The organism is Treponema saccharophilum DSM 2985 (assembly GCF_000255555.1).
Classification (GTDB): domain Bacteria; phylum Spirochaetota; class Spirochaetia; order Treponematales; family Treponemataceae; genus Treponema_D; species Treponema_D saccharophilum.
Genome location: NZ_AGRW01000039.1, coordinates 59,446 through 84,478 on the forward strand (window position 1 = coordinate 59,446; position 25,033 = coordinate 84,478).

General features: G+C 53.5%; 18 protein-coding genes. 5 read left to right on the forward strand and 13 right to left on the reverse strand.

Going from position 1 to position 25,033, the window contains the following annotated elements; genetic code table 11:
* The first annotated feature begins 25 nt into the window (after nucleotides 1–25).
* The gene (gene metA, locus TRESADRAFT_RS04030) at nucleotides 26–943 is read left to right on the forward strand and encodes a homoserine O-acetyltransferase MetA (RefSeq protein WP_004266621.1); all 918 of its coding nucleotides are present in this window, start codon (nucleotides 26–28) and stop codon (nucleotides 941–943) included.
* A gap of 179 nt (nucleotides 944–1,122) precedes the next feature.
* Here metA and TRESADRAFT_RS04035 read toward each other — a convergent pair whose 3' ends face one another.
* The 4 genes from TRESADRAFT_RS04035 to TRESADRAFT_RS04050 all read right to left on the reverse strand — a co-directional run bounded on the left by TRESADRAFT_RS04035 (nucleotide 1,123) and on the right by TRESADRAFT_RS04050 (nucleotide 10,476).
* Nucleotides 1,123–2,151, reverse strand: coding sequence for an SAM-dependent methyltransferase (locus TRESADRAFT_RS04035; protein WP_004266622.1), 1,029 nt, complete (start codon nucleotides 2,149–2,151; stop codon nucleotides 1,123–1,125).
* Nucleotides 2,136–2,570 carry a hypothetical protein gene (locus TRESADRAFT_RS04040; RefSeq protein ID WP_004266623.1) on the reverse strand — a complete coding sequence of 145 codons (435 nt, stop codon included), beginning with the start codon at nucleotides 2,568–2,570 and terminating at the stop codon, nucleotides 2,136–2,138. The genes TRESADRAFT_RS04035 and TRESADRAFT_RS04040 overlap by 16 nt, the downstream gene beginning before the upstream one ends.
* 82 nt (nucleotides 2,571–2,652) lie before the next feature.
* Entirely contained in the window at nucleotides 2,653–9,984 is a 7,332-nt protein-coding gene (locus TRESADRAFT_RS04045; protein WP_004266624.1) for a FlgD immunoglobulin-like domain containing protein, read from the reverse strand.
* Nucleotides 9,985–10,170: 186 nt separating this feature from the next.
* Nucleotides 10,171–10,476: a hypothetical protein gene (locus TRESADRAFT_RS04050; RefSeq protein ID WP_004266625.1), complete on the reverse strand. Its 306-nt coding sequence runs from the start codon at nucleotides 10,474–10,476 to the stop codon at nucleotides 10,171–10,173.
* 21 nt (nucleotides 10,477–10,497) lie between these two features.
* Between TRESADRAFT_RS04050 and TRESADRAFT_RS04055 the strand changes: the two genes are divergently transcribed.
* Nucleotides 10,498–11,355, forward strand: a complete 858-nt coding sequence (locus TRESADRAFT_RS04055; RefSeq protein ID WP_004266626.1) for a DUF368 domain-containing protein — start codon at nucleotides 10,498–10,500, stop codon at nucleotides 11,353–11,355.
* A gap of 77 nt (nucleotides 11,356–11,432) precedes the next feature.
* Here the strand turns inward: TRESADRAFT_RS04055 and TRESADRAFT_RS04060 are convergent, their stop codons facing one another.
* The 4 genes from TRESADRAFT_RS04060 to TRESADRAFT_RS04075 form a co-directional block, all read right to left on the reverse strand.
* The gene (locus tag TRESADRAFT_RS04060) at nucleotides 11,433–12,107 is read right to left on the reverse strand and encodes an HAD family hydrolase (RefSeq protein ID WP_004266627.1); all 675 of its coding nucleotides are present in this window, start codon (nucleotides 12,105–12,107) and stop codon (nucleotides 11,433–11,435) included.
* A gap of 69 nt (nucleotides 12,108–12,176) precedes the next feature.
* Nucleotides 12,177–13,748 (reverse strand): ATP-binding protein, encoded by a 1,572-nt coding sequence (locus tag TRESADRAFT_RS04065; RefSeq protein ID WP_004266628.1) that lies wholly within the window; start codon nucleotides 13,746–13,748, stop codon nucleotides 12,177–12,179.
* An 88-nt stretch (nucleotides 13,749–13,836) separates the two neighbouring features.
* Nucleotides 13,837–17,085, reverse strand: a complete 3,249-nt coding sequence (locus tag TRESADRAFT_RS04070; RefSeq protein WP_141607105.1) for an autotransporter outer membrane beta-barrel domain-containing protein — start codon at nucleotides 17,083–17,085, stop codon at nucleotides 13,837–13,839.
* Between the two features lie 314 nt (nucleotides 17,086–17,399).
* Nucleotides 17,400–17,975: a hypothetical protein gene (locus TRESADRAFT_RS04075; protein WP_004266630.1), complete on the reverse strand. Its 576-nt coding sequence runs from the start codon at nucleotides 17,973–17,975 to the stop codon at nucleotides 17,400–17,402.
* A gap of 1,164 nt (nucleotides 17,976–19,139) precedes the next feature.
* Between TRESADRAFT_RS04075 and TRESADRAFT_RS04080 the strand changes: the two genes are divergently transcribed.
* Nucleotides 19,140–20,642: a glycine hydroxymethyltransferase gene (locus TRESADRAFT_RS04080; protein ID WP_004266631.1), complete on the forward strand. Its 1,503-nt coding sequence runs from the start codon at nucleotides 19,140–19,142 to the stop codon at nucleotides 20,640–20,642.
* A gap of 121 nt (nucleotides 20,643–20,763) precedes the next feature.
* Here TRESADRAFT_RS04080 and TRESADRAFT_RS04085 read toward each other — a convergent pair whose 3' ends face one another.
* Nucleotides 20,764–20,973, reverse strand: coding sequence for a hypothetical protein (locus TRESADRAFT_RS04085; RefSeq protein ID WP_141607107.1), 210 nt, complete (start codon nucleotides 20,971–20,973; stop codon nucleotides 20,764–20,766).
* Between the two features lie 311 nt (nucleotides 20,974–21,284).
* On the opposite strand from TRESADRAFT_RS04085, the gene TRESADRAFT_RS04090 reads away from it, so the two are divergent.
* Together TRESADRAFT_RS04090 and TRESADRAFT_RS04095 are read left to right on the forward strand one after the other, a co-directional pair.
* Entirely contained in the window at nucleotides 21,285–21,491 is a 207-nt protein-coding gene (locus TRESADRAFT_RS04090) for a hypothetical protein (protein ID WP_040842257.1), read from the forward strand.
* Complete coding sequence (locus TRESADRAFT_RS04095) at nucleotides 21,488–22,384, forward strand: hypothetical protein (protein WP_004266633.1); 897 nt, start codon at nucleotides 21,488–21,490, stop codon at nucleotides 22,382–22,384. The genes TRESADRAFT_RS04090 and TRESADRAFT_RS04095 overlap by 4 nt, the downstream gene beginning before the upstream one ends.
* Before the next feature lie 99 nt (nucleotides 22,385–22,483).
* On the opposite strand, the gene TRESADRAFT_RS04100 is transcribed toward TRESADRAFT_RS04095, so the two are convergent.
* From TRESADRAFT_RS04100 to TRESADRAFT_RS04115, 4 genes are all read right to left on the reverse strand, one after another.
* Nucleotides 22,484–22,816: a helix-turn-helix domain-containing protein gene (locus TRESADRAFT_RS04100; protein WP_004266634.1), complete on the reverse strand. Its 333-nt coding sequence runs from the start codon at nucleotides 22,814–22,816 to the stop codon at nucleotides 22,484–22,486.
* Between the two features lie 152 nt (nucleotides 22,817–22,968).
* Nucleotides 22,969–23,844, reverse strand: a complete 876-nt coding sequence (locus tag TRESADRAFT_RS04105) for a leucine-rich repeat domain-containing protein (protein ID WP_004266635.1) — start codon at nucleotides 23,842–23,844, stop codon at nucleotides 22,969–22,971.
* Nucleotides 23,845–24,088: 244 nt separating this feature from the next.
* Nucleotides 24,089–24,295, reverse strand: a complete 207-nt coding sequence (locus TRESADRAFT_RS04110; RefSeq protein ID WP_002703658.1) for a hypothetical protein — start codon at nucleotides 24,293–24,295, stop codon at nucleotides 24,089–24,091.
* A 99-nt stretch (nucleotides 24,296–24,394) separates the two neighbouring features.
* On the reverse strand, nucleotides 24,395–25,033 hold a 639-nt coding region (locus tag TRESADRAFT_RS04115; RefSeq protein WP_004266637.1), incomplete at its 5' end, for a leucine-rich repeat domain-containing protein.

A 25,033-nucleotide genomic window follows, 5' to 3' on the forward strand; every position in this document is an offset into this window, starting at 1 on the left:
TCCCCATTTACTATATTTATGTCATATGCCTATAAGAATTCAGTCAGATTTGCCGGCGAGAAGCATTCTCGAAAAAGAAAATATTTTCGTTATGACGGAAAAGCGCGCGTCGACGCAGGATATCCGCCCGCTCAAAATCGCCATCGTCAACCTCATGCCGACGAAGGAAACAACGGAGACGCAGCTCCTGCGCCTGTTGGGGAACACCCCGCTGCAGATAAACATATCGCTCGTCCGCATGGAGAACCATGAGTCGACGCACACGAGCGGCGAGCATCTCGAAAAATTCTACATCCCGTCGAGCGAGCTTTTCAACAACAAATACGACGGGATGATAATAACGGGCGCGCCCGTGGAGCAGATGCCGTTCGAGGACGTCGATTACTGGAACGAGCTGTGCGACATAATGGACTACGCGCGCGGGAACGTGTTCTCCACGCTGTTCATATGCTGGGGCGCGCAGGCGGGGCTGTACCACAACTACGGCATAAAGAAAATCCCGCTCGACAAAAAGATGTTCGGCATTTACCGGACGCGCGCCACGGAGATGAACGACCCGCTGCTTCGCGGATTCGACGATACGTTCCCCGTCCCCACGTCGCGGCACACGACCGTCTCGTCGGCGTCGATACGGAAAATCGCCGACCTCAAAATCCTCGCGGAAAACGAATTCGGCGACCCGACGATATGCAAGTCGCTCGACAACCGCTCGATTTTCATGACGGGGCACCTCGAGTACGACACGGAAACGCTCGCGAACGAATACTGGCGCGACAAATCGAAGAACCTGCCGATAGACATCCCGCTCAACTATTTCCCGGGCGACGACAGCTCGTCCGCCCCGAAGAACACGTGGCGGAGCACCGCCCACCTCTTCTTCTCGAACTGGCTGAACTACTACGTCTATCAGGAAACACCGTACGACTACACGACAAAAGGCTGAGCCTGAAAAACAAATGCCCGCCCCGTCCCGCACGAAGGCGGGCAATTTTCGATTATTCCAAGCTTAAGTTCATTAAGCCTGTTCGGAAACTTCAGTTTCTGAACAGGTCTATTTATAGCTGCATATTTGAAGACTTTTTTTCTGTAAATACATTCTGTTTTCGGAATCGCGCGGAAGAACTAGAGCGCGAGCATTACGGTAAGCTCGTGCTTGTTGTAGTTCAGGTGGACGATTTTCGACGACGGGAGCGCGCGGAATTCCTTCATCAGCGTCCAGTCGATTTCGCCCTGCATCTTTATCGTGCAGATGATGTTCCGCACCTTGCCGGAAGCGACCCACATCTTTATCCATTCTAGAAGGCGCTCAGGGTAGCAGATTACGTCGGAGAAAAGCCAGTCGAGCCTGCCGAAATTTTCCTCGATGTACTCGGGCGTGAGCGTGAAGGCGTCGTGCGCGAGGAATTTCACGTGGCTGTCGTTCATGAGCTTTTCGGCGAGAGGCGCGCGGTCAACGGCAAAAACATCGGTGTCGAGAAGGCGCAGGACGTACGTCCACCCGCCGGGGCAGGCACCCGCCTCGAAGCATTTCTCCCCCGGTGCGGGAAAACGCCCGAAAATCGTCCGGAACAGCGTGAGCGATTCCTGGATTTTCAGGTACGCGCGGCTCGGCGGGTTCTCATGGTCCTCCTCGAATTCGATTCTCCCCGCGGGAAGGAAGCTCGTCGTCTTCGCGGAGGCAATCATCCGCCCCTCGCCAATCAGCGTGTAAAGCCCCATCTGCGACGAGGGAATCTCGCACGGGAATTTCCTGACCTTGAGGTTTATGTGCGGAAGCTTGTCCTGCAGAAGGGAGGCGCGGCGGAAAAGCTGGTACTGGTATGGCGCCCAGTTCCGCTGAATTGCGCGGAGAGAAGCGGCACCCTCGCCTATCGAGCCGAACGAAATCTCGCACGGCTCAAGCATCGTCGCGCGTGAAAAATACGGATTCTCGTCGCGGAGGCTTTCATCGACGGCATCGTCGAAATCGGGGCAGTAGAGCAAATCGCCGTACCACACGGCGCCTTCCTTCACGAACGTCCGCCCTTCAATTGTCGCGGAATCGGAAAAAGAGCCGTATCCGAACCGGCCCACAAGCTCTGAGACGAGCAGGCCGCGCATATCCGGAAAAGCGAGGAACGCGCGGCCGGGAATTTTCAAAGTATCTGGCATGATGTCTCTTCGGGAAGAATCTCGTTCACGACGTCATTAAGGAGGCGCTGCGCCTGCTCGTCGTCGATTGCGGCCGATTCGTCCATTTTTTTTATGTATTCGGAATACGTCCCGAAATCTTTTGCGGGAAGCAGCGAGAACCCTATCTGCGTCGACGAATTCCCGCCGGAGTTGTTGTTGAACACCCATACCGGAATCGCGAGCAAATCGAGCGAAACGCTGCCGAAACTCGAAAGCCGCACGGAAAGCTCGAATTCGTCCTTTTTCATGTCGCTCATGTCGATTTCGACGGGAACAGGAAACGTCGCCTTCAGCCCGCCTTCGCTTACGTCGCTGAGCACGCCAGGAATCGGACTCAGCGCAGGGCAGTCGACGCGCCCGAAATCGGCGAACCGGATGTCTTTTCTCAACTCGTCCATATGAAACCGATTATAGAGCAAAACAAACCGCACGGAAAGACACAGTTTCCCCCGCGTAAGGAAAACGCGCCTTCCGCACGGGCTATTTGACGACGAGGACTTTGCGCGTCTCGTCGATTCCGCATCCGGTGACGCGGACGAAATACATGCCGCGGGCGACTTCCTTTCCCGAGGAATTTTTTCCGTCCCACTGGAAGAAGCGAGTTCCCGGCTGGGCGCGTCCTTTCGATAGCCGGCGGACGACGTTCCCGTCGAGCGTCAGGACGTAGACGTTGAGGTTTCCCTCCTCCGGGACATCGACCTCGATGACGGTGTTCTCCCCATTCGATGCGTTTATCGCGTTGTTGAGGATGGTGACTCCGCCGCGCTGCTTCTTTATGTCCTTCAACGAAAACGACCACAAATCGAGGAACGTGAATTCACCCGCGGAAATCCTGTCTTCCGGCATCCACAGCGCGCACAGCGGAATCTCATCCGTAGTCGGGTCGCCGTCGTGGTCAATCGTCACGTCGGAGCCGCCCTTCTGTATTTTGAAAACGAACTGGCACGCGTCGCCGGACGAGAACGAATAATCGGAATCGGGGAAGACGAAATTCCACAAAAGCCCCGCCGAATCCCCCGCCGCAGTGCATGACGGGGACGGAAGCGGCGAGCTGTTGTACGATGACGCCACCGAATCGAGGGGAAACGGAAGCCAGACCCGCCAGTCTGCCCCGGAAAGCTTGTTCAACTTGTCGCAGACCCATTCGCTCTTTATCTCCCGCGCCACATCCGGGACAAGACACGGAGACTCCCCGTTCTCGGGCGCGAAGAACACGCCGTCGCTTTTTCCGCCGACGAGCTGAACCTGCATCGTGACGTCCCGGTGCGCGAGGACCGTGCCGTAATTTCCGGCATCCGCGCTGAAATCGTGCGCCGTGTAGTCGGTAGTGGAATCCGCGGTCACACCGTAAATTCCGCGGTCGCGCCATCCGTCGTCGTCGTCGCTTTTTTCCGTGTGCGCGTAGAGGACGTTGACGGCATTCACGGCGAAATCGCTTATGGCATGGCAGGAGCCCGCGACGATTCCGTTGCCGCTCTCGTCCTGTATGAACGCGGAAGCCCCGCCGCTCCAGTCGATGACGTCGCTCACGACGTCGTTCACGCGAATCCACAGCCGCTCGACATCGGAAAGCGCCGTCATCCGTTCGGCAAACGTCAGGACGATTGCGGTGCAGCCCTCCGTATCGAGCGCGATTTCCGCGGAGGTGAACGGCGAATCATCCTCGGTCGCCCCCGTCCCCGAATCGGCAATCTCGAAATTCCGCGCGATTCCGGCAAGGCAGTCGCGCCGCACCGATTCGGGAAGGAGCGAGAACCGGACGGAATTGTAGGCAAGCGGCTTCGTGAAGAAAACGCACAGCTTGTCCGTCCCTATCGGCGCGAGGGAAAGCGAGAAATCAGGCGGCGTCACATCGACGGAGCAGAGCGTCTTCGTTCCGCCGCCGTCCGTCTGCACAAGCCTGTTTCCCGCGAGGTCGGTTATGAACGAATTCGGCGACGACATCGTTCCGGGCGTGTACGTCACGACAAACGTCGTCCGGCGAGGAAGCTCGGTGTCCGACGGATTGAGCGGAATGCTGATGTACAGCCCGTCGTCGGACGTTTCCGCCGCGATGTTGTTCGAGAAATCCTCCGTATCGACGTACGAGAAAAGGCTGCTCTTGACCACCTGCTTTATCCCGCTTCCGAACTCCTTCTGCGCGCCAGTCCCGAAAACGGCGTAGGTGAACGCGCTTTCCGCGCCGTGGAGGCTCGACCGCCTGATGCCGCCCTTTCCCGACGGCGTGAACGCGCGAGAGCCGCCCGTCTCGTCCGGCGCCTTGAATTCGACGCTTGAGCGGTCGCTTCCCGTAACCCAGCCCGTCCTCGAAAGCCATTTGTAGGCCGACGCGCCCGAATAGTCGTGCGTGTCGTCGAAAAGATGGATTTCGATGTTCTCAAGATACGGGTTCGTGCTCGAATTCACGGAGCCGATGAGCTCGTACTTCCGTTCCGAAGAATCCCCGGCGTCCCAGCTTGCCGAGCCGCCCGAAACAGTCGTGCTGTAAGGCGCGAACGTCGGGTGCGAGACGTCCCACGAACCGTACAGGGAGCTGTCGAGCGAGGACGAACCGTTCACCGTTATGGAAGGAAGCGGATGGTTCGCGCTTCCCGACGGGTCGATTTCGTTTTTGTTGGGCGACGAATCGACGACATAGGCGTTAGAACGGGGCGTCACGGAACCCGACGGCGTTTCCGCGGACTCGATGTACCCGAGATAATTGAAGAATTCCGTGCCGCCGACAACGACCGGATTCGCCTCGTCGACGATTCCCGCGACGCAAATCCTGAACCGGTGCGTATGATTTTCCTCCGCGCCGGACGATGAGGTCGCAAACGAGCGGTAGAGCGAATGCGGAAGCGCGCTGTCCACCGTCCCGCTCCACCCGCCGCCGGAATACGACTTCACGCCCGCCACGACGCTTCCCTCCGCGATGTCCGCGAACCCGGAAATGCTGATTCCGCCCGACGCGTTTTCCGAAATCGCGCCGCCGAATGACGAGGAGACGGAAGACGACAGCACCGTCGCGGGGACGTTCACCCAGGAGGAAGAATGCAGCATTGTTCCGATATCGACAGGCTCCGAATAGCGGAATTCGATGAAATTGTGAGCGTCGTACATTTTCTGCCCGTCAGACGCGCCGACGTGGTTCTCCTGCCCCGTGCTGACGGCGACGAGCACAGGGGACGCGCAGTCCTCCGTCGCGGTAAATGACGGTGCGGAACTTCCGCCCTCAAGATGCGCGCCGTAATTCGTCCCCATAACGTGGCCATTCGCGCCGTAGACGACTCCCTCGACCATCGAAATGTCGATTTTTGTCTCGCGGTGCGTCCCGCTCCTGTCGGTGGAATTCTCGGAAGCGGAAAGCGACTGCGAATGCAGGCCGTCGGCGTCGGTGTTCCATTTTTCGCCGGTCGTCTTGAGGAAAATCCGCCTGACATCGCCCGACGGAAGCGGAGTGGCGCAGTCGGAATCGGAAAAGGCGCCCGAGAAGGCAATCGCGCCGCCGTCGTACCAGATGCCCCCGCCCGAAAGCGACGACGGGGACGACTCGACCAACGCGCGAATCTCCCCGTGCGAATTCTCGATGTCCTCGGAGAATTCGATGCAGAGCACGTCGTCGTAGACGGAATACGCGCGCTCGATGTACGGCGTCGTGAACGCAACATTCGAATTCCCGCCGCCGTCCGAGCATCCCTGCGCGCCGGCCGAGGCCGAAATCCATCCGCCGGAAACCGCCACGCCGGAAACTGCCGAATTGAGGAAAACGGCATAGGGAATTCCCCACTGGTTTTGGGTCGCGGAATCCCCGGAATTGAAAACCGGATGGGAAGACGAATTGTCCGGGACAGAAACAGAGACGCCGGAAATGTCCGCGCCGTTCACGTACATGTTCCCGCCGACAGACAACGACGCGGAAGAGGCGAACGAAAGAGAAGCCGAGAACGACGACGGCTGGTATTCGAGCGAGCCTATTCCGAAGAACGAGAAGCGCGTGTCCGCCCCGGAATAGCGCGGGTCGTCAGCAGAATACGAATTCCCGAACACGGCGAAATCGCCCGCGACAGAAGCGGACGAGAGCGCAACGTCCCCCGCGTAGACGTACAGCCCCCCGCCGAACGAGACGCTTCCCGTCACGGAAAGGCTTCCCCCGCCCGAAACGTCGATGAACGCGCCGCTTCCCGACGGGCAGAACGAGAGCGTTCCCGACCAAGTCCGGTCAGCGCTTCCGTCCGCGACGACAGCCTTCGACGAGCCGATTGCCGCGCTTCCCGCCGCGACGACATCGCCGCGAATGAAAATCTCGCCGCCCGCAACCGCCGAACAGCCGGAAGAAGCCGAAAACGAAAGAGACCCGTTGTAAGTCTGGCATCCCGTCGTCGAGGCCGTCCTCGCAAATTCCGCGTCCCCGTACGCGACGAGCGATTCGAGAGGAGACGCCGAGCCGACATTGCCGGAGAAAACGGATGAAGTCGAATCGGTGCCGTTCCCGATTTCAAGCGGATATGCGCCGTCAACATCGCCGACGAACGACACCGCCGCGCTTCCCGCGTTCACCGTCGTCTTTGAGGAAAGCGTCGTTTTTCCGCCGTACCGCTGCGTTCCGCCCGTCGAAATCATGATGTCCGTCCCGCCCGCGCCGAAAACGCAATCGCCGCCGACATCGACCGACGCCGCGATGACGTTCCCGGAGAACGAGGCGTCGCCCTCGTATTCCTGCGCGCCTTCCGTAGTGACGGCGCCTTTCAGAACGGCGCCGCATTTTACGTCAAGCGAAGTGCAATTTGCCCCGGAAGCGATTTCCAAGCCCGAAGCCGCGTTCAAAGTGACGTTTCCGGCTTGTACGAGCGAATCTACCGAAGAGCCAATCTCCACAGGATTCGAAAAGACGTTCGCGCCGGTAAGGGAAATCTCGTTTCCGTCGCCGTTATAAATTTTCAGCGTGCCGGAAACTGTCATTGCCGCAGAAGAAGCGCAACTCGCGCCGTCGCTAAATTCAAGATTCCGGTAAGAACTTCCCCAGCCAAGCTGCGTCAAGGAAGAGCCGTAATATTCGACCGCAGAATCATCCCCGTTTTCTACGGAAGCCGCAGTTACGGTCACATTACCGCCGATACGGACAAGTCCGTTATTCGTCAACGGTGCAAGTGCCGGGTCCGTGGAAGTCGCCGTAAAATCATAGGTCGCAAAATCCACGGTCGCATTCTCGTTCACCGTAAAAGATTTTATGTTCACATTGTCCGTAAGCGTAAGGATGTACGGGCTTGCCGTCGTTGAGCTGCCCTTCAGAACCGTAATCTCGCTCGTTCCGCCGGTGAACGCAGGATAGCCCGGAGCCGCCGCGGCTCCGTCAGCCGGGCTGCAGGACCAGTTTTTCGCGTTCTTCCAGTTCGAGTCCTCCGCGCCGGTCCAATAATATGTGTACGTGAACCAGCATGCGCACGTCAAATTGCTCGGCTGCCAGTCGAGCACGGTCGCCGCCGAGGGAATCAGATTCAAATCATTGTCAGAGCCGCTTGAATCGACGGAATGGGAGTCGCGCACAATCGTGTATGAAAAATCAGAATCAGACGGAATCGAAGAAAAGCAGGCGTTCCATTCAGAGCCGTCCGTAGTGGATTTGAGCTGAACGGTGTTCGTCGAGCTGGCTCCTCTTGAGGAAATCGTGCCAATCGTCTGCGTCTTGCCCGCCTCGAACTGGACTTCTATCGGAAAATTCTGGCTTCCGTCTCCCACCGAAAGCGAAGCGAACGTGTTTGAGGATTTTATTGTCGCCGAGCATTCAAGCGCCACGTCCACGCCGCTCGCAAAGCCCTGCTCAAAATCGACCTCCGCCGCCGAAGAAGCAGACGATGATGTCGAGAACGAGAGCGCGGCACCGCCCGCAACAGGCCCGACAGCGCCTTTTATATGCAGCTCGCCCGCGCCGGAAACGTCGCCGCCGAATTTTACGGGCTGCACCGTGCCCGAGCCGTCGCCGGTGGAAAGCGTTACGGTTCCGGAATCAAACACAAACGCATCTCCGTATTCCTGACCGTACGTTCCGCTCAGTTTTGCAACCGCCGTCCCAGAAATCGCCGCCCCTGATTTTGCGTTCAGATACGCGCAGGAAATCTCGCCGCCGTCGGCAATAGTCAAGTCTCCGTCCGAGCTGAAATTTCCCGTGCTCGTTATTTTCGAGTTGTCGGAAAGCGACGTTTCCTCAGCCACGGCCAGCGACTTGCAGACGAGTTTTCCGCCGTTCCGGATGACGAGGGAATTCCGCACCGTAATATCAATCGCGGAGGCTGTTATTTCCGTGCCGTCAATTATCAAATTGTCATATCCGTCCACCCCGCTCAGAGGTGCGAACGAAGCGGAAAAATCGCCGTAGTATTCGACAGTCGAGCCAGACGCCGGAATAACGGTGCCGAAGGACAATGATATCGAATCCCCGATGCGGACTGTTCCCGCGTTCTTAAAATCATCGCTGCAGGTAAAATCGTTGTCCGCAAAATCAACGGTCGCATTCTCGTTCACGGTAAGGGATTTTATGCTCGCGTCCGCCGAAAAAGTCAGCATGTACGGGATTGCCGTTTTCGAGCCGCCTTTTAGAATCGTAATCTCGCTCGTTCCGTCGGTGCTGCTCGGGGCGTTCTCGTCGCTCTCCAAAGGAATCGTCCCGTCTTCGTCAATCGCCCAGTTCGTCGGCTCGCTCCAGGAAGTGCTTGCCGCACCAATCCAATAATATTTGAAAGCGAACCAGTTCGTTGTGGAATCAGCCGTTTTTTCTGAAAGATGTTTTGTTGACGGCGTAATGCTCAAAGCCGTGGAAGCGGCGGATTTTTCTATATATGTGTAGTCAAAATTGCCCGCGCTCGCCGCTCCTGAATACGTCCACGTTCCGCCCGAAGTGAGCGTCACGTAATGTGCGGAAGTTCCATTGCAGGAAAGCGTGCCGCTTACCGTCTGCGTCGTTCCGCCGGCAAAGGTAATTGTTATGTCGAAAGTCTGCGTTCCGCTACCGACAGTCAAGTTTGTAAAGGTATTTCCCGCGCTGAACACAGCCGGAGAATTTATCGTTGCGCTTCCCGAAAAAGCCCCTGTAAAAGTGAGAGTTCCGCTACCAGCATTAAAAGAAACATCAGTGGATGTCGTCGTCGTGCCTGTCACCGAAAGTGAAGAAAGAAGATTCGTTCCGCCAACCGCGCCGGAAAATTCAGCATTTCCGGTTATTGCAAGTGACCTTGCCGTCGTGTCGCTGTCGCTGTCCACGGTGCTTCCAAAAGAAACGCTGTCGGCAGTAATCGAAACGTCTCCCGCAAGAGTGAGCGCACCGGAAACTTTAAAGGAAGAAAGTTTTTGCGTGCCTCCGACAGCGCCCCCAAGACTTGCATCCCCAACAATTTCGATTTTTCTTGAATCGGCACTCCAGCTGTTTATAGGGCCTTCAAAAGAAACTTTCGTTCCTGTCAGGACAACATCCCTGTTTGTAACGCAGTTTCCGGCGTAAACCTGCTCACCCGTGGTCGTGATTGATTCCAACGAACCAAGGAACTGCGCCTCTTTTTCCATCGTCAGTGACTTGGCGGCGACGGTTGTTCCGCGAAAATAAACATTCTCCTTGAACGTCAAATCGGTATTTTCCGCCTGAATGTCACCGACATCGGAAGCCGTAATTGCATCCGTAATCGTCACGGAATCTATGGAAGAAAAAATCGCCGTGTCATATCGCTTAGGAAAAGAAGAAACTGTGTTCCCGTTCTCGTCCGTCCAGCTGGCGGAATTACGCCACGCGCCGCTGTCGCCTCCGACCCAGTAGAACGTTGCGGCGTGGAGGATGCCCGCCACATTGAGAAGGAAAACAAATGAAAGGAAAAAAGCATTCCGCCCGGCGGCAGATGCTCGGAATGCGGAAAACACGGGAAGAGAAAATCGCGGTTTACGGAAGCGGCTTTTCATACCACTAATATATCACGCTCTTCCCGAACCTTCACGGGGTCCGGCTTTCGCGCCGAAAAGCCGCGGGGAAATCCATCAGCCGATTGTCGCCTCGGACTCGGGAACGACGAACGTGTCGCAGTTTCCGTCCTCGTCAAAAAAATCAGTTATCTCGTCGATTCTCACAAGGCAGTCCAAGGAATCGTCGCGGGAAATGACGATGTCGGCGGACGATATCGCCGTGTCCCATTTCGCGCGCCTGAACGCCTCGGAAAATTCCGCCTCCGAGAAAGCGAACTTTCTGCCGACGCGGACGTTTATGTACGCGACAGGAGCGCTTGCGCCGCCGGCAGCCTTCTCGGAAATTTCGCGGATACGCTCGCAGATATTTTTTAAATCCATGCAATCTATTATACTCGCCGCATGGAAAATTTGAAACAAATTGTGAAACTTGTCTTGAAAGGCATCGTCCTCGGAATCGCGAACGTCATTCCCGGCGTTTCCGGCGGAACGATGGCGGTTGTGTTCAACGTCTACGACAAAATAATCGAGCTGATAACGCCGGACGTGCGGAAAATACTTGCCGCGTGGAAATTCTGGCTTCCGCTCGGAATCGGCATGGCGGCGGGAATCCTCGCGTTCTCGAAAATAATAACGGAGCTTCTCTCGCGCTTCCCAATCCCGACGACGTATTTCTTCATCGGGCTGATTATCGGAAGCATCCCGCTCATAATCAGGAAGCTCACCTCATCGGGAAAGAAAAAGCCCGACCTGCTTCTGGTGCTGAGCTTTCTTTTCGGGCTTGCGCTCGTTCTTTCGATGATTATCCTCGGCTCGGGCGACGTTGACGGCGCGAAGGAAGCCGCAAAGGCGGCGGCAATTGACTCGGAGCAGACGATGACGGCAGGAAAGGCTGCGCTCATCTTCATCTCGGGAGCGGCGGCGGCAGTCGCGATGATAATCCCGGGCATTTCAGGCTCGTTCCTCCTGCTCGCGCTCGGAATGTACGGGACGGTCATGGCGGCCATCTCAAGGCTCGACGTGATTTTTCTCATCCCGTTCGCGCTCGGCGTGCTCGTAGGCCTCGTGTTCGGAGCCGCGCTCGTCAGGTTCCTCATGAAAAAAGCCCCGGCGCACACCTATGCGGCGATTCTCGGCCTCGTCGCGGGTTCCGTCGTCTTAATCTATCCGGGCTTCGCGCCGTTCCCCGTCATCCTAGTTTCTGCCGCGACGCTCGTCGCCGGTTTTGCCGCCGCGTATTTTTCTTCCCGCGGCGAGTGATTCAAATATGCCGGGCGCCATTCCGAGATTCCGAATCGGGTTCGGGATGAAAAATGGGTGCGGTGCGGAATTATGGGCTACAGGAGCTCGTTCCAGGCGAGTATCGTTTTGTCGGCAAGGCGGATGATGCGCGCCCAGTCGGATTCAGGCGGCTCGGTGATTTCGTCGGAGCTGTCGTCGTGGATGGCGCAGACGCGGAATCCGCCATTTTTTGCGGAGCGGATGCAGTGGAGCGCGTCCTCGAAGACGACGGAGCGGGAAATATCCGCGCCGACGCTTTGGGCGGCACGCTCGAAAATAAGGGGGACGCGCTTGTTCGTCCCGAGCTCGGCGCAGGTGAATATTCCGGAAAAAAGGTTCATGATTCCGAGTCGGCTCAGGCAGGCATCGACGCACGTCCTGTCGGTGGCGGTGGCGAGCACGCAGGGAATCCCGCGGGCCTTCAGATTTTCGAGGAATTCGCGCGCGCCCTCCTTGAGTTCAAGCGATTTCGAGTACGCCTCGAAAATCATCTTGCGGAATTCGGCGCAGATGTCCTCGATTGCATCCCCGATTCCGAACGTCTTCGCGATGAAAACGGCGGTCTCCTCAAGCGTGAGCCGTTTCACGTCGTCCCACAGCGTTTCTGACGGCTTCTTCCCGTGCGCGGCAAGATAATGATTCGACACGGTGTGCCAGTAGCCCATCGAATCGAGAATCGTCCCGTCCATGTCGAAAATCGCGCATTCCATATCAACGCCACACAATTGCATAAAAAACTCCTTGGGAAAAGGAAGATAGCGGGAATTCCAGCCGCTTGCAACAGGCGCGTTCCGAATTTTTTAGCGGGTTTTCCAGCCGACGAGTCCCTTGCCTTCGCTTGAAAATACCATGCCTATTTTGAACATCGTCTTTCCGTTCACGGCGAAGCGGTCCGCGTAGCCGTTTTCGTCAATCTGGTTCAGGGCGGCGTCCGCAACGGATTCAAAATCCTGCCCCCTGTCCATCTTAAGCTCAAAAATGAATACGGCATCTTTTGTTGCCGCAACAACGTCGCTCCGTCCGGCAACGCTCTGAAGCTCCGACACGACGCGCATTCCGGTAAGACGGAACATGAGATGCACTACGGACTCGTAATAGTTCTCGCACATGTCCTTTTTTACGATTGTAGGCAAGTCCGCTATCGCCGATTTTATGATGGAAAGGGCTTTGTCGATGTTGTGCGCGCGCAACGCCTTTCGAAGGTTAGTTATTTCAAGCCCCAAATCGTCGTAAGGGACCGTTACAAATTTATCAAGAAGGATAGTCAAAAAACCTTCCTCAACCTCGCGGTTCGGAAAGTCCAGCGTAAAAAGCCTTTCTTCTTTTTCAAAACCTTTTATCGTAAGGTAGCCGCTCTGATAAACGACGGGGAGCATGTTTTTGCTGTCCGGGTCATAGTTCTTGAAGTGATCCTCTTTTGCCTGCCGCCCGTTTACGAGATGCTCAAGAATCAACGGCTGGTTCTGAAGCGTTTTTACCAAAAATGACGGCGTTCCGCTCTCAAACCAATACGAGCCGAAATCCTTTTGCTTTAGGCATTTTAAAAGACAGAACGGATTGTAAACGCCTTCGACATCATGCGTAAAATGGTAGCCGTCATACATTTCGGCAAGTTTTGCCTTTGTTTCCTCAACAGTCAGTTCCTGGCTTTTTGCAAGTGCTTCGATTTCCGGCGTAAAATATTCCGTAAGTTCAGATTCAGAAATACCGCAAATCGAAGAAAAATCTTCGTAAAGACTGATGTCGTCAAGCTGGTTCAATCCGCTGAAGATGTTTACGTGGCTCACTTTCGTGATTCCTGTGATGAACAGAAAACGGATGTACTTGTCGCAGTCCTTAAGAGGGCTGTAAAAACTCCTGAGTTCCTGCCGGTTCTGTTCCTCGTATTCAGTGTAGAGCGCATCAAGAATCGGCTTGTCGTACTCGTCGATTAATATTACGACCTGCTTTCCGGTCTTTTCAGAAGTGTGTCGGATGATATTTTTTAACCGAGGCGCAAAACGCTCGTCAGAAACTTCTATGTTGTATTTTTCTTCATATTCAGAAAGGATTGAGTTCATCTGGGACTTCAGACAATCCAAATCCGGGTAGTTGTCCGCCCCGAAGCTGATTTTTATGACCGGATATTGGGTCCATTCTTTTTCAGTTTTGGAAATGTAAAGACCGTCAAAAAGCTCCTTCTTGCCAAGAAAATAGTATTCCATCGTGGAAAGTAGCAGGCTCTTTCCGAATCGCCGCGGCCTGCTCAAAAAATACGGTTTTCCCTCGCGCACAAGTTTGTCAATAAAAGCCGTCTTGTCCACGTAAATAAAACCGCGCCTGCGTAAATCCTCAAAATCCTGAATGCCAATCGGCAGATATCTGTTTCCCATGCGGGCATTATACCATAAAGGCGGATACGCGGCTGAGGAGCGGAAAAAACGTCCTCCATGGACTAATCCCGCTCCTAAGCGCAGTCGATTACTCAGCGTTAGCCTTTGTGTACCACATTGCCAAAGTAAGAGTATCACTTGCGTGACCACCGTTGTTGTAAGTGCCGCTGTTCATTTCAATATAACCTATTCCAATTAAATCAGATAATTTATACTCTCTGTAAGCATCGCGGAGAGGAGTAGAACTTCTACCTCCACTACTGCTTGCCATATATGCGTCAGCGGTACTACAAATAAAATCAGAGTCTTTTTTATCCAAAGTTTCAGAAAAACTATATGTGTTAAAATGAGTGTCGCTAAAGTCCGACCAGTCGTTCCACCTTCTGACCTCGCGGCCATTAATATAAACACCGCCTTTAAAATAATCTTTTGAGAAGTTTTTTATCTCGGCATCGTACAAAGTTATTTTGACTTTCCTTATTCCCGCATAAACCCGCTTTGTTATTTCCATCGTTTCTGCACCGCTTTTTTCAAGTTTTACTTGAATCGTGTGGAAGCCGTCTTCCAAAACTTCGTCGTTGATGTTCGTGTTTAGAGAAGGAGTTTCGTCATCAATCGTTACTTCCATTGAATATCCGACATTTTCATACGGATTTACGATGCTCATCTTGATATTGCGATAATCAATATAGCTGTATTTATAAACATCGTACTCAAGCCCGTCTCCAGGATTTTCCTCAGTGCCCGTGTTTGTCACAGTGCCGTAGTTTGCTCCGTTCGAAAATCCTATGATAGGAACAAGTTTTCCATCACTTCCGACGAAAAGCATTTCCGGCTTGGAATCAGGCTTTCTTACGCGGAATTTGTAACATTCATCTGCTATGGCATCGCCATCCAGAACTTGCGTTCCGGCTGTATAATCAGCTTCTGGAATTGTAATCAGTGCGGCAAGATTCTCGCTTTCTAGTGAACCAGAAACGGTGATTGTCTTTTCATGCTCAAGATACACGTCGTTCTTTTGTTCGTTGTCTGGAAGAATCACTGCACTTCCACTCATTTTAAGATTGGTTGCATCACCGCCATAAACAGCCCCGCCTTTTTCATCAGCCGTGTTTGATTCGATGGAGCCACTGTTCATTGTAATAACTGCGGATGAACTATAAATGCCGCCGCCTTTTACCGCCGTATTTCCGGCTATTTTTCCCGTCCATTCTTTTTCGGAATTTGCCCCATCATACCCCAGATAACAGTAGCCTCCCTCCGAATAGATACCGCCGCCACGGTCGTCCGCCGTATTTTTGTCAGTTCCGCTTCCGCCAATTGTAGCGTTTCCTGAGACAAATATTTTTCCCTGATAATTGAGAAGTCCTCCGCCGTATTTTGTCGTGGAGTTTCTTGCAATCGCACCACCCAAAATATAGACCGAAGATGCCGCGCTGATATTTGCAATTCCGCCTCCGCCGTAGCCGTCAGTAGTTACTTCCGTGCTGTTAGAGGAAATCGCGCCGTCTTCCATGACAAAAGTTCCCTCATTGCAGACTCCTCCTCCCTGTGAGTGCGAACCGTCCTTCGCTGAGTTGCTTGTAATATTTACACCGTATTTTATGGTCAACTTTCCTTTGTTGTAGATTCCGCCGCCTTCCTGAGCCTCGTTTGCCGTAATCAGGACACCGCCGGAAACCGTTCCGTCTCCGAGCGTGACGTCAGCTTTTTTCTCATCAATATAGATTCCGCCGCCCTTAGAATCGGTTTTTCCGTTTTTAATCGTGAAATTGACAATCTTTACCGGAACTTCCGTACTTATGGTAAGAGCCGAACCGTTATTGTTCGCATCAATCATCGACGTGCCGCTCGTTCCCTTGATTGTAAGGGAATCTGCCATCGATTTTGTTAAGTCAGACGGAATTTCCTGAACTTCGACAAGTTTTCCGTCAACAAGAATCGTGTACTCACCGCCGACAGCATTCAAAAGCTCTTTTACGCCCCGCTTTATAGTCTTGAACGGATTCGCCCTCGTTCCGGGCGTGCTTTCCCCGTCGTCACCGTTCGGCGCGACGTAAATCGGCGCAGTTATGTAAATGCTTTTCTTGTCCCCGGAAATACATTTATCCCATCCGTCCTGAGTAATGGCAAAACAGCCCGCGAAATCTGTCGCGTCAGTAACGGTCTCGCCGTCCACCTGAACTATTGTCGTTCCCCGCTTCCACGCTGCCGGCGTTATCGTCGCGATTGGGGCTTCTCCGGTCAGTTCGCCCGTGATTGTGATAACTTTCCCGCTTGGAAGGTAGACGTCGTTGCTTGAATCGATTTTTGCACCGCCCTGCATTTTCAATGAACCATTGTCCATTGAAATTCCGCTTCCGTAACTGCCTGCAGTATTTCCGCTGATTGTTCCGCCTTCTATGGTAACTATACTGCTTGATTGTGCAATAAAAATGCCGCCACCTTTTACAGCAGCCTCATTAGAAGTAATTTTGCCCCCGCTGATTAAAGCAGTACAGTCAGCTCCTACATAAATACCGCCCCCTCTAAATGAATCTTCATTCTCTTCCTCCGGCTGCAAAGCTGTATTTCCGCTGACAGTTCCGCCGGTCATTGTAAATTTGCCATAGCCGACATACATTCCCCGTTCAGCGTTATACGAGACAGAGCCGGAACTAAACTTAAACACTTTATTAGAATGAGAAGTATCTTGTTGATGAATGCCACCAGAATTCTTTGCGTAATTATAATAAACACCGCCTGTAAGAACTGCTTCTGTATCCGCTGAAGAAAATCCTAAATAAAGATTTCCTGTAGAACAAATACCGCCGCCTTTAACTGTTGCCTTGTTTGAGTAACATGATTCATCTTTTGTTGCGGCTGTAGTTTTTGACGAGTCGCCGATGACGGCAGAGCCGTACATGAACATCGTGCCCGTGCTGTACACGCCGCCGCCACAATTCGAGGCAGTGTTTTTTGAAATCACGCCGCCGCAAAGATACAGCGTTCCAGCATTAAAAATGCCGCCGCCGTCTTTCGCATCATTGGAAATGATTTCGGTATTTTCTGAGATGGTGACGGAAGAGGCGCTTGCAAGATAGATTCCGCCTCCGTTTCCGGCCGTTTCTCCGCCGGTGATTGTGATGTTCTCGATGGTGACGGGAACATCCGTCTCAATCGTGAGCGCCGTCCCTTCTTTGTTCCCGTCGATTTTCGCGCCCGCGCCCGCGCCTTTTATCGAAAGCTTTTTCGCCTTATACGCTCCGCTCCCGTCCTTTTTGAGCGACGCGGGGATTTCCTGCGCGCCCGCAAGCTCCCCGTCGACGAGTATTGTGTAATCGGTCTCGGAATCCATGAGCGCGCCCATCGCCCTCGCAATCGATTTGTACGGCTCCGCGCGCGTCCCCGTCTCCCTGCTGTCCTCTTTCCTCGACGACACATAAATCCTCGAAAGCGCGAATTTCTTGACGAGGTCATCCGTGACGACGCATTTCCCGTCCGTGATGTACGCCGACGAGCCGAACCACGAATCGGTCACAAGCGATTTGCAGACGTGGACTGACTCGCGGAATTCGTAGAGGAGAATCCTGTTTCCGTCGGACGCGCTTTCCGTGTTGTAGAAGCTGAACACCGCCCCGTAGCACCCCGAATCGAGTTCCGCGCTCCATGTTATTTTCCCGCCGGAACATACGGGGGGGGTATGACCGAATCTTCACCCGGAATATTTACCGCGCACGACTTTATTTCAGTTTCGCTGACGTCTATTTCGAGGCTGACGGTACCTTTCCCGCTTTCCATATAGGGCTTTACGGGAACCTCGCAGAAAAACGCGTCGCCGGGCTTCAGCGTTTTTTTCACCTCTCCGAAAAGCACTGTCTCATCCCCGATTTTCCCCGTCGCCGTAATCGTGTACTCAGTCCCGCCCTCAACAACCGCAAGGTCGCCGAACGAGAACGAGAGATTTTCCGCATCGACATCGGCGGTGTACTTTCTCCCCCCGTCCGAGGCCTCCACGGAATACGAGAGTTCCTCGCCCAGCGACGGAAGCGCAGTCCGCGCGCTGCTTTTCCGGAAAACGCCCGGCGCCGCACCCGAAACCGCCACGCTCCCCCGAACGGATGCCGTCAGCGCCCCCGCCGATTTCTCAACGCTTTCATCATCCCCAAAAAGCGCGCACGACGAAGGCGCAAAACAAACCGCAACCGCGAGCACAACCGCAAAAAAAATCCCGCATCTTCTTTCCATAAAAACACTCCGCTACACCCTTCGCCCACAATTTTAAGAACATTCTCATTTTACCACACCTTCCCAAGCACCTGTCCATATCATCCCTAGTGCAACCGCATTATACAATTTCCATAGTCGAAGTAATGAAAAAACGACTTCGGGAACGCCACTTCCATTAGAACTGGAATGCCGTTCCCATTAGAGCAGGAACATCGTTCCCATTAGAGCAGGAATGCCACTCCCATTAGAGCAGGAACGACGCTCCCATTAGAGCAGGAACATCGTTCCCATTAGAGCAGGAACATCGTTCCCATTAGAGCAGGAATGCCACTTCCATTAGAGCAGGAACGACGTTCCCATTAGAGCGGGAATACCCCGCAAGCCGAACTCAGAACGGGAAAATCCACGCAAACAAAATCTCAGAACGCAAAAATCCCCCCACACGCGCAATCCCCATCTGGGCGCACACGTGCCCCCGGCACGTGCTGCGCGCGCTTGCTCCAACCAAGCCGAACTCAGAACGGGAAAATGGACAGCAAGCCGAACTTGGAACGAAAATACTCCGCAAGCCGAACTTGGAACGAAAAAAAACGCATCCACGCACGCCAATTCCATCCGGGCGCACACGTGCCCCCCGGCACGTGCTGCGTGCGCTTGCTCCAACCAAGCCGAACTTAGAACGAGGGAATGTCGCAAACCAAACTGAGAACGACAAAATTCCCACACACGCGCAACCCCACCCGGGCGCACACGTGCCCCCGGCACGTGCTGCGTGCGCTTGCTCCAACCAAAGCCGAACTTAGAACGGGGAAAATGGACAGCAAGCAAAAGAACGGGAAAATCCACGCAAACAAAATCTCAGAATGCAAAAATCCCCACACACGCGCACACCCCCACCAAGGCGCACACGTGCCCCCAGCACGTGCTGCGTGCGCTTGCTCCAACCAAGCCGAACTTAGAACGAGGGAATGTCGCAAACCAAACTGAGAACGCAGAAACGCCACAAACCAAACTGAGAACGACAAAATTCCCACACACGCGCACAACCCCACCCGGGCGCACACGTGCCTCGCACGTGCTGCGTGCGCTTGCTCCGAGAAAGCCAATCTAAGAACGGGAAAATGGACAGCAAGCGCCGTTTTCTGTAAACTGTTCCACAATCTCAAAAAAATGGAGTAAAAGATGCCAACACCCTTGGAAAACTATCTTTCTTCTTGCGGCGGAAAACCGACTGCCGCGATGTGCGCGTATGTCGCGAACCTCCAGCAGGTCGCAACTGTGAACCCATCGATTGCCGCTGACGTGGTGAACGAAATCGAGAACCAGAGGAGCCACCTCAAGCTCATCGCATCGGAGAACTACTGCTCTCTGGCTGTTCAGGCGGCGATGGGAAACCTTCTCACCGACAAGTACGCAGAAGGATATCCCGAGCACCGCTACTACGGCGGCTGTGTGAACGTAGATGCCGTCGAATCGACTGCGGCGCGCGAGGCGGAGGCACTTTTCGGGGCGGACTACGCATACGTGCAGCCGCATTCCGGCGCGGACACGAACCTCGTCGCCTATTGGGCAATTCTTTCGGCAAAGGTGGAGACACCGACGCTTGAGGAACTCGGCGTGAAATCATTGAACGACCTCACGGACGAGCAGTTCGCCGAACTCCGGAAGAGATTCGGAAACCAGAAGCTCATGGGCCTCGACTACTCTTGCGGCGGCCACCTCACACACGGCTACAAGATGAACGTCTCCGCCCGCATGTTCGAGTCGCATCCGTACGGCGTCGACGAGAAGACAGGCCTCTTGGACTACGACGCAATCGAAAAGCAGGCGATGGAAGTGAAGCCGCTCATTCTCCTCACAGGATATTCAGCATACCCGCGCGCAATCAACTTCAAGAGATTCAGGGAAATCGCGGACAAGTGCGGAGCCGTGTTGATGGTGGATATGTCGCACTTCGCAGGACTCGTCGCAGGAAAAGTCTTCACGGGCGACGAGGACCCGGTCAAATGGGCGGACATCGTAACGACGACGACGCACAAGACTTTGCGCGGTCCACGCGGCGCAATGATTCTCTGCAAGAAAGAATTCGCCGACTACGTGAACAAGGGCTGCCCGATGGTCTTGGGCGGACCGCTCCCGCACGTCATGGCCGCGAAGGCTTTGGCGTTCAAGGAAGCCAACACGAAGGAGTACCAGGACTACGCGCACCAGGTCGTCAAGAACGCGCAGGCTTTGGCGAAGAACCTCGCCGACCTGAACGTCCCTCTCCAGACGAACGGAACCGACAACCACCTCATGCTCGCGAACGTCTTCGAAGCCTACGGACTCACCGGAAAGCAGGCTGAGGCGGCGTTGTTCCAAGCCGGCGTGACCGTGAACGCAAACGCGCTGCCGTACGACAAGAACGGCGCATGGTACACTTCAGGACTCCGCCTCGGAACCCCAGCCCTCACCACGCTCGGCATGAAGGAAGAGGAGATGAAGGAAGTCGCCGCAATCATCGACATGGTGCTCAAGGGAACGAAACCTGGCGTCACAAAGGACGGAAAACCGGCGAAGCTCAAGATTGTCCTCGACGAGTCAGTGAAGGAAGCCGCCTCAAAGAGAGTGCAGGCTCTCCTCTCAAAATTCGTCCTGTACCCAGAGCTTGACCTCGAGTTCTTGAAGAAAGAATTTGTAAAATAGACCGCGCACAGGACGCGTGCATAAAAGCAACACGCCCCCGCGAAGGGTTTTCCCTTGCGGGGGCGTTTTTGTTGATTCAGTGAATTTCGCAAAGGCTAATGCGCGACAGAAAATGTTGTGCTTATTTCTGCGTCAGACAACTTTTCACGGTCAAATCAGTCCTATCAAGCAGTATCCGCAAAAGGAATTCCGTAAGCTTGTTGTCGCCAGAAAACACGATTGTCATAAAGTCATCGTCCATAAGACGAAGCGACTGTATCCTCTCCATCATTTTCGGGTCGATTTTTGACAGCGATTTTGTCTGTGCTCTACATTTTCCTTCCTTTGTCATAGCCATAGTATAGCACTCTTGGAGTTTCTTCAGTACACGCAAAAATACAAGAGCACAGAAAAAAATCTGTGGAGTATTTTATGTAGAAAAAGAACAAGCAAAGCAAACTGTCCTTAAAAAAATGCAAAAATTCATGTAAACGAAATCAATACACACGACCGCTAGCTCTACTTGGTTCTCACAATCATCTCCAGTTTTTTTCCAACAAACAATAGCCCGCGCAAGCGGGCTGCCATGGTATACCATGGCAATGGAATTGACAGATTCCATTGCCGCAAAACATCGCTTCGCTCGTTTTGCGGCAATAACGAATGATGGAGAAATTTGGAGGAATATTTTTTATGAATAATTGCAAGTTTTCAAAAAATGAAGTTGTAGATGGAATTAAACATGAAATCTGCACTAATAAAGAGCTAAAACGAATTAATAAATCTAACGATAAAGATTTGCCGTGTATTGGAAACGGATGTGGAAAATCTGAAGAAAAAGCTGACAACCAAACGGAGGCAAAACAATGAAAAAGAAAATAAATTTTTTTGCCATTGTTTTTTGTTCAGTTTTATTGCCTAACGCCCTTTTAGGCTGCTCAAGTTTAGGAGTAGCAACAAGCGGAGCAAAATATTTTAATGGCAAGAAAGAAACTGACTTGGTGAAGTATTTTAAGTATGACGGTGAGCCAGTCAAGGCAACTGGCGATTATGATAAAGTTCTTCGCTTTTCAAATCTCGTGACAACTGTGTATGTAGATAAAACTACAACTAAAAAATTCAAGAATAGACGATATTCTACTGTTTCCAGTTTTAGTTTCTATAAATTAGATGATGGTTGCTATGTTTATCCAGAAACAATTCATATTCAAGATGTTCTAGACGGTGGAAAACTCTATAGAACTGTCAATCAAGATGTCTCAAAATCTCAGGGACGTGCTCAAGGTATAATGGAGCTTGGTACAAGGACTCATAGAAATAATAATAGTGAGATTAGCTCAACTATAAACTCATTTAATTACGCTGTTCAACAATACAGAGCTGTTAAAAAATCAAATGACAGTGCGATGTTTGAAAGAACAAATATAAATGAGGTTTATTACATATATGATATTCAAACTAATCGATTCCAATATTCAGATAATGCTGTGAGTGGTGCTGTTGAATATGAATATTCGCTTCAATCTGTCTCCGTCTATGAGGATTCAAAATCATCTACTGAAACTCACATCGCATATATTTATAACGACCGTGAGAACAAATATACAGATGAAAAAGGCAATTCTATAGACGAGTCTGATGCTTTTACAAATGAAAAATCTTATAATGCGAAAGGATTTGAAAGCCGCAGAAAAGACAAGGGTGTTTCACTTGTTGCCTACATAAAAGACGGTGTTGTAGAAAAAGTTGAATCCGCAGAATGAAAAACTCGCTTAATAAGCGGCGCACATAGAAGCGCGCGAACGCCCCTTGAAGATTTTCTCAGAGGGCGTTTTTTTTAATCGAAGGAAGGTTGTCAAAATCTAGTACGCGACAGAAATGACATTGAAATCCTGCAACATCTTCTTTCCGCCAATGCGGAGCATCTGCAAAAACCTCTGCGCTATCCCCTGCGGAACATTTCGTCCCGATTCCCACGCCTCAACAGTTTTTGGAGAGACTCCCAGCACAAATGCGAAATTTTTCTGAGTGAGATTCAGCTCTTCCCTGATTTCCTTTATCTCCACATCCTTATAGGAAGGAAGTTCCGAAACAGTGACAGACACTTTCCTCGCAGAGGATTCGTCGCCTTTCGCATAGGAGAGACTCTCGTTGAGACCTGCCATGATGCTCGTGAATGCTTTATTTTTTGCCATTTTGAGCCTCCTTCTCGGCATTTTTTATCGCAGTAACAACAGCCTTGATTTCATTGCGCTCCGTAAGCTCCCTGCTCCATTCTCCCATTCCGCTACCTCCTTTCCCCCGCCCATGCAGTAAGCACGGACGGAAGGTTCATTATCATTTTCCCCTACAGCCGCGCCTCGCCGTCCGCGCACTTCACGCTCTTTGCGGGAACGCCCTTGTGCCAGCTGGGCTCCTTCTCCACGGCTTTCCACTGCGCCACAGTCCCGCCGAACGCCACCGACGCAAGCGCCTTGCAGTTTTTGAACGCCTCCCAGCCGATTTTCGTAACGCTGTCGGGAATGACCACCGACGCAAGCGCCGTGCAGTCCTTGAACGTCCAGCCGCCGATTCTCGTAACGCTGTCTGGAATGACGACGGACGCAAGCGACGTGCAGCCATCGAACGTCCCGTCGATTTCCGTAACGCCAGCAGGGATTTCCACGCTCGCCGCGCTCTTGTCGAGGCACTTCACCGCAACGCCGCCCTCCACCAGCACCACGGGCTTCTGCCACACGCCGTCGGCGCACTTCACGCTCGTTGCGTGAACATAGACGTTAAAGAGATTGTCTTTGCCCTTAACCGCTTCCCACTGCGCCACAGTGCCGCCGAACTCCACCGACGTAAGCGCCCAGCATTCCAAGAACGCACTCTCGCCGATTTCCGTAACGCCTGCGGGAATGACCACCGACGCAAGCGCCTTGCAGCCATAGAACGCATACCAGTCGATTTCCGTAACGCTCTCGGGAATGACCACCGACGCAAGTGCCTTGCAGCCATAGAACGCCCCATTGCCGATTTTCGTAACGCCAGCAGGGATTTCCACGCTGGTAACGCTCTTGTCGCGGCATCCCACCGCAACGCCGTCCTCCACCAGCACCACGGGCTTCTGCCTCTCGCCGTCCGAGCCGATGTTCACCGCTTTCGGCGCAGTAACGGCAATCGCGTTGTCCGCCACCGCCGCGACAAGCAAAAGCGCGATACATAATCGTCTGATTTTCATAATGTTTCTCCGTACCAATACCGCTCGTTGTCACCCACATAGGTGCCGCACCGTGCACATCTAAATCCCATATAAAACTCCTTGCGCGGTTTTCCCGCGCTATTTTTCAATCTCAAAAATGCGGAGCGTGTTGCCGCCCGCAAGTCCTTCGTTCATAAGGCACTGTACCGTACATTCGGAAAAGCCCTTTACCCACAAGAAAAGCGCACCAGCTTCCGCCAGTACGCCGTGCTGTCCGCGTTCCCTATTCCTCGCCGCGAGCCACCTTTATGGCGTGGGCGATGAACTGGTGCGTCGTCCAGTCATTGTCGAAGGGCTTGCCCTGCTCGTTGAAATAGTCGCGCAGCAAGTCCTTCTGATTGCCGACCGCAAGAATCGGGTTCGAGTCCTTGCCGAGCTCACCCTTCGCATAAAGCTCGAACGGTTTTCCGTTGATTTCGATTTTTTCCATTTGAATCTCCTTCGTGCAAACCTGCACGTCGTTTTATTTATATGCCGGGCATACGCCCTGCCTTTGCCTTTTTCCAGTGCGCCTTCTGCAGCGCCGCCCCTACAGCTCCGCCTCGCCGTCAGAACACTTCACGCTTTTTGCGGGAACGTCCCCGTGCCAGTCGACCCATTTCTTCACGGCTTCCCACTGCGCCACAGTGCCGCCGAACTCCACGGACGCAAGCACCTTGCAGCCACTGAACTCCCCGACGTCGATTTCCGTAACGCCCGCGCCAATGACCATGGAGGCAAGCACCGTGCAGCCTTGGAACGCCGCCTCGCCGATTTTCGTAACACCCGTACCGATTTTGATTGAAGCAAGCGACTCGCAGCCGCTGAACGCCGCCTCGCCGATTTTCGTAACGCTGTCGGGAATGACCACGGACGCAAGTGCCTTGCAGCCGCTGAACGCCCAGCCGCCGATTTCCGTAACGCTGTCGGGAATGACCACGGACGCAAGCGACGTGCAGTCACGGAACGCATACCAGCCGATTTTCGTAACGCTGTCGGGAATGACCACGGACGCAAGTGCCTTGCAGCCGCTGAACGCCTGGTCGCCGATTTTCGTAACGCCCGCAGGGATTTCCACGCTCGCCGCGCTCTTGTCGGAACACCTCAGCACAACGCCGTCCACAACCTGTAAGACGGGTCTCTGCCACACGCCGTCGGCGCACTTCACGCCCGTTGCGGGAACATCGCC

Coding starts and splice junctions, on each gene's coding strand:
- metA (WP_004266621.1), top strand. CDS start 26: ATGCCTATAAGAATTCAGTCAGATTTGCCGGCGAGAAGCATTCTCGAA.
- TRESADRAFT_RS04035 (WP_004266622.1), bottom strand. CDS start 2,151: ATGCCAGATACTTTGAAAATTCCCGGCCGCGCGTTCCTCGCTTTTCCG.
- TRESADRAFT_RS04040 (WP_004266623.1), bottom strand. CDS start 2,570: ATGGACGAGTTGAGAAAAGACATCCGGTTCGCCGATTTCGGGCGCGTC.
- TRESADRAFT_RS04050 (WP_004266625.1), bottom strand. CDS start 10,476: ATGGATTTAAAAAATATCTGCGAGCGTATCCGCGAAATTTCCGAGAAG.
- TRESADRAFT_RS04055 (WP_004266626.1), top strand. CDS start 10,498: ATGGAAAATTTGAAACAAATTGTGAAACTTGTCTTGAAAGGCATCGTC.
- TRESADRAFT_RS04060 (WP_004266627.1), bottom strand. CDS start 12,107: ATGCAATTGTGTGGCGTTGATATGGAATGCGCGATTTTCGACATGGAC.
- TRESADRAFT_RS04065 (WP_004266628.1), bottom strand. CDS start 13,748: ATGGGAAACAGATATCTGCCGATTGGCATTCAGGATTTTGAGGATTTA.
- TRESADRAFT_RS04070 (WP_141607105.1), bottom strand. CDS start 17,085: ATGGATTCCGAGACCGATTACACAATACTCGTCGACGGGGAGCTTGCG.
- TRESADRAFT_RS04075 (WP_004266630.1), bottom strand. CDS start 17,975: ATGGAAAGAAGATGCGGGATTTTTTTTGCGGTTGTGCTCGCGGTTGCG.
- TRESADRAFT_RS04080 (WP_004266631.1), top strand. CDS start 19,140: ATGCCAACACCCTTGGAAAACTATCTTTCTTCTTGCGGCGGAAAACCG.
- TRESADRAFT_RS04085 (WP_141607107.1), bottom strand. CDS start 20,973: ATGACAAAGGAAGGAAAATGTAGAGCACAGACAAAATCGCTGTCAAAA.
- TRESADRAFT_RS04090 (WP_040842257.1), top strand. CDS start 21,285: ATGATGGAGAAATTTGGAGGAATATTTTTTATGAATAATTGCAAGTTT.
- TRESADRAFT_RS04095 (WP_004266633.1), top strand. CDS start 21,488: ATGAAAAAGAAAATAAATTTTTTTGCCATTGTTTTTTGTTCAGTTTTA.
- TRESADRAFT_RS04100 (WP_004266634.1), bottom strand. CDS start 22,816: ATGGCAAAAAATAAAGCATTCACGAGCATCATGGCAGGTCTCAACGAG.
- TRESADRAFT_RS04105 (WP_004266635.1), bottom strand. CDS start 23,844: ATGAAAATCAGACGATTATGTATCGCGCTTTTGCTTGTCGCGGCGGTG.
- TRESADRAFT_RS04110 (WP_002703658.1), bottom strand. CDS start 24,295: ATGGAAAAAATCGAAATCAACGGAAAACCGTTCGAGCTTTATGCGAAG.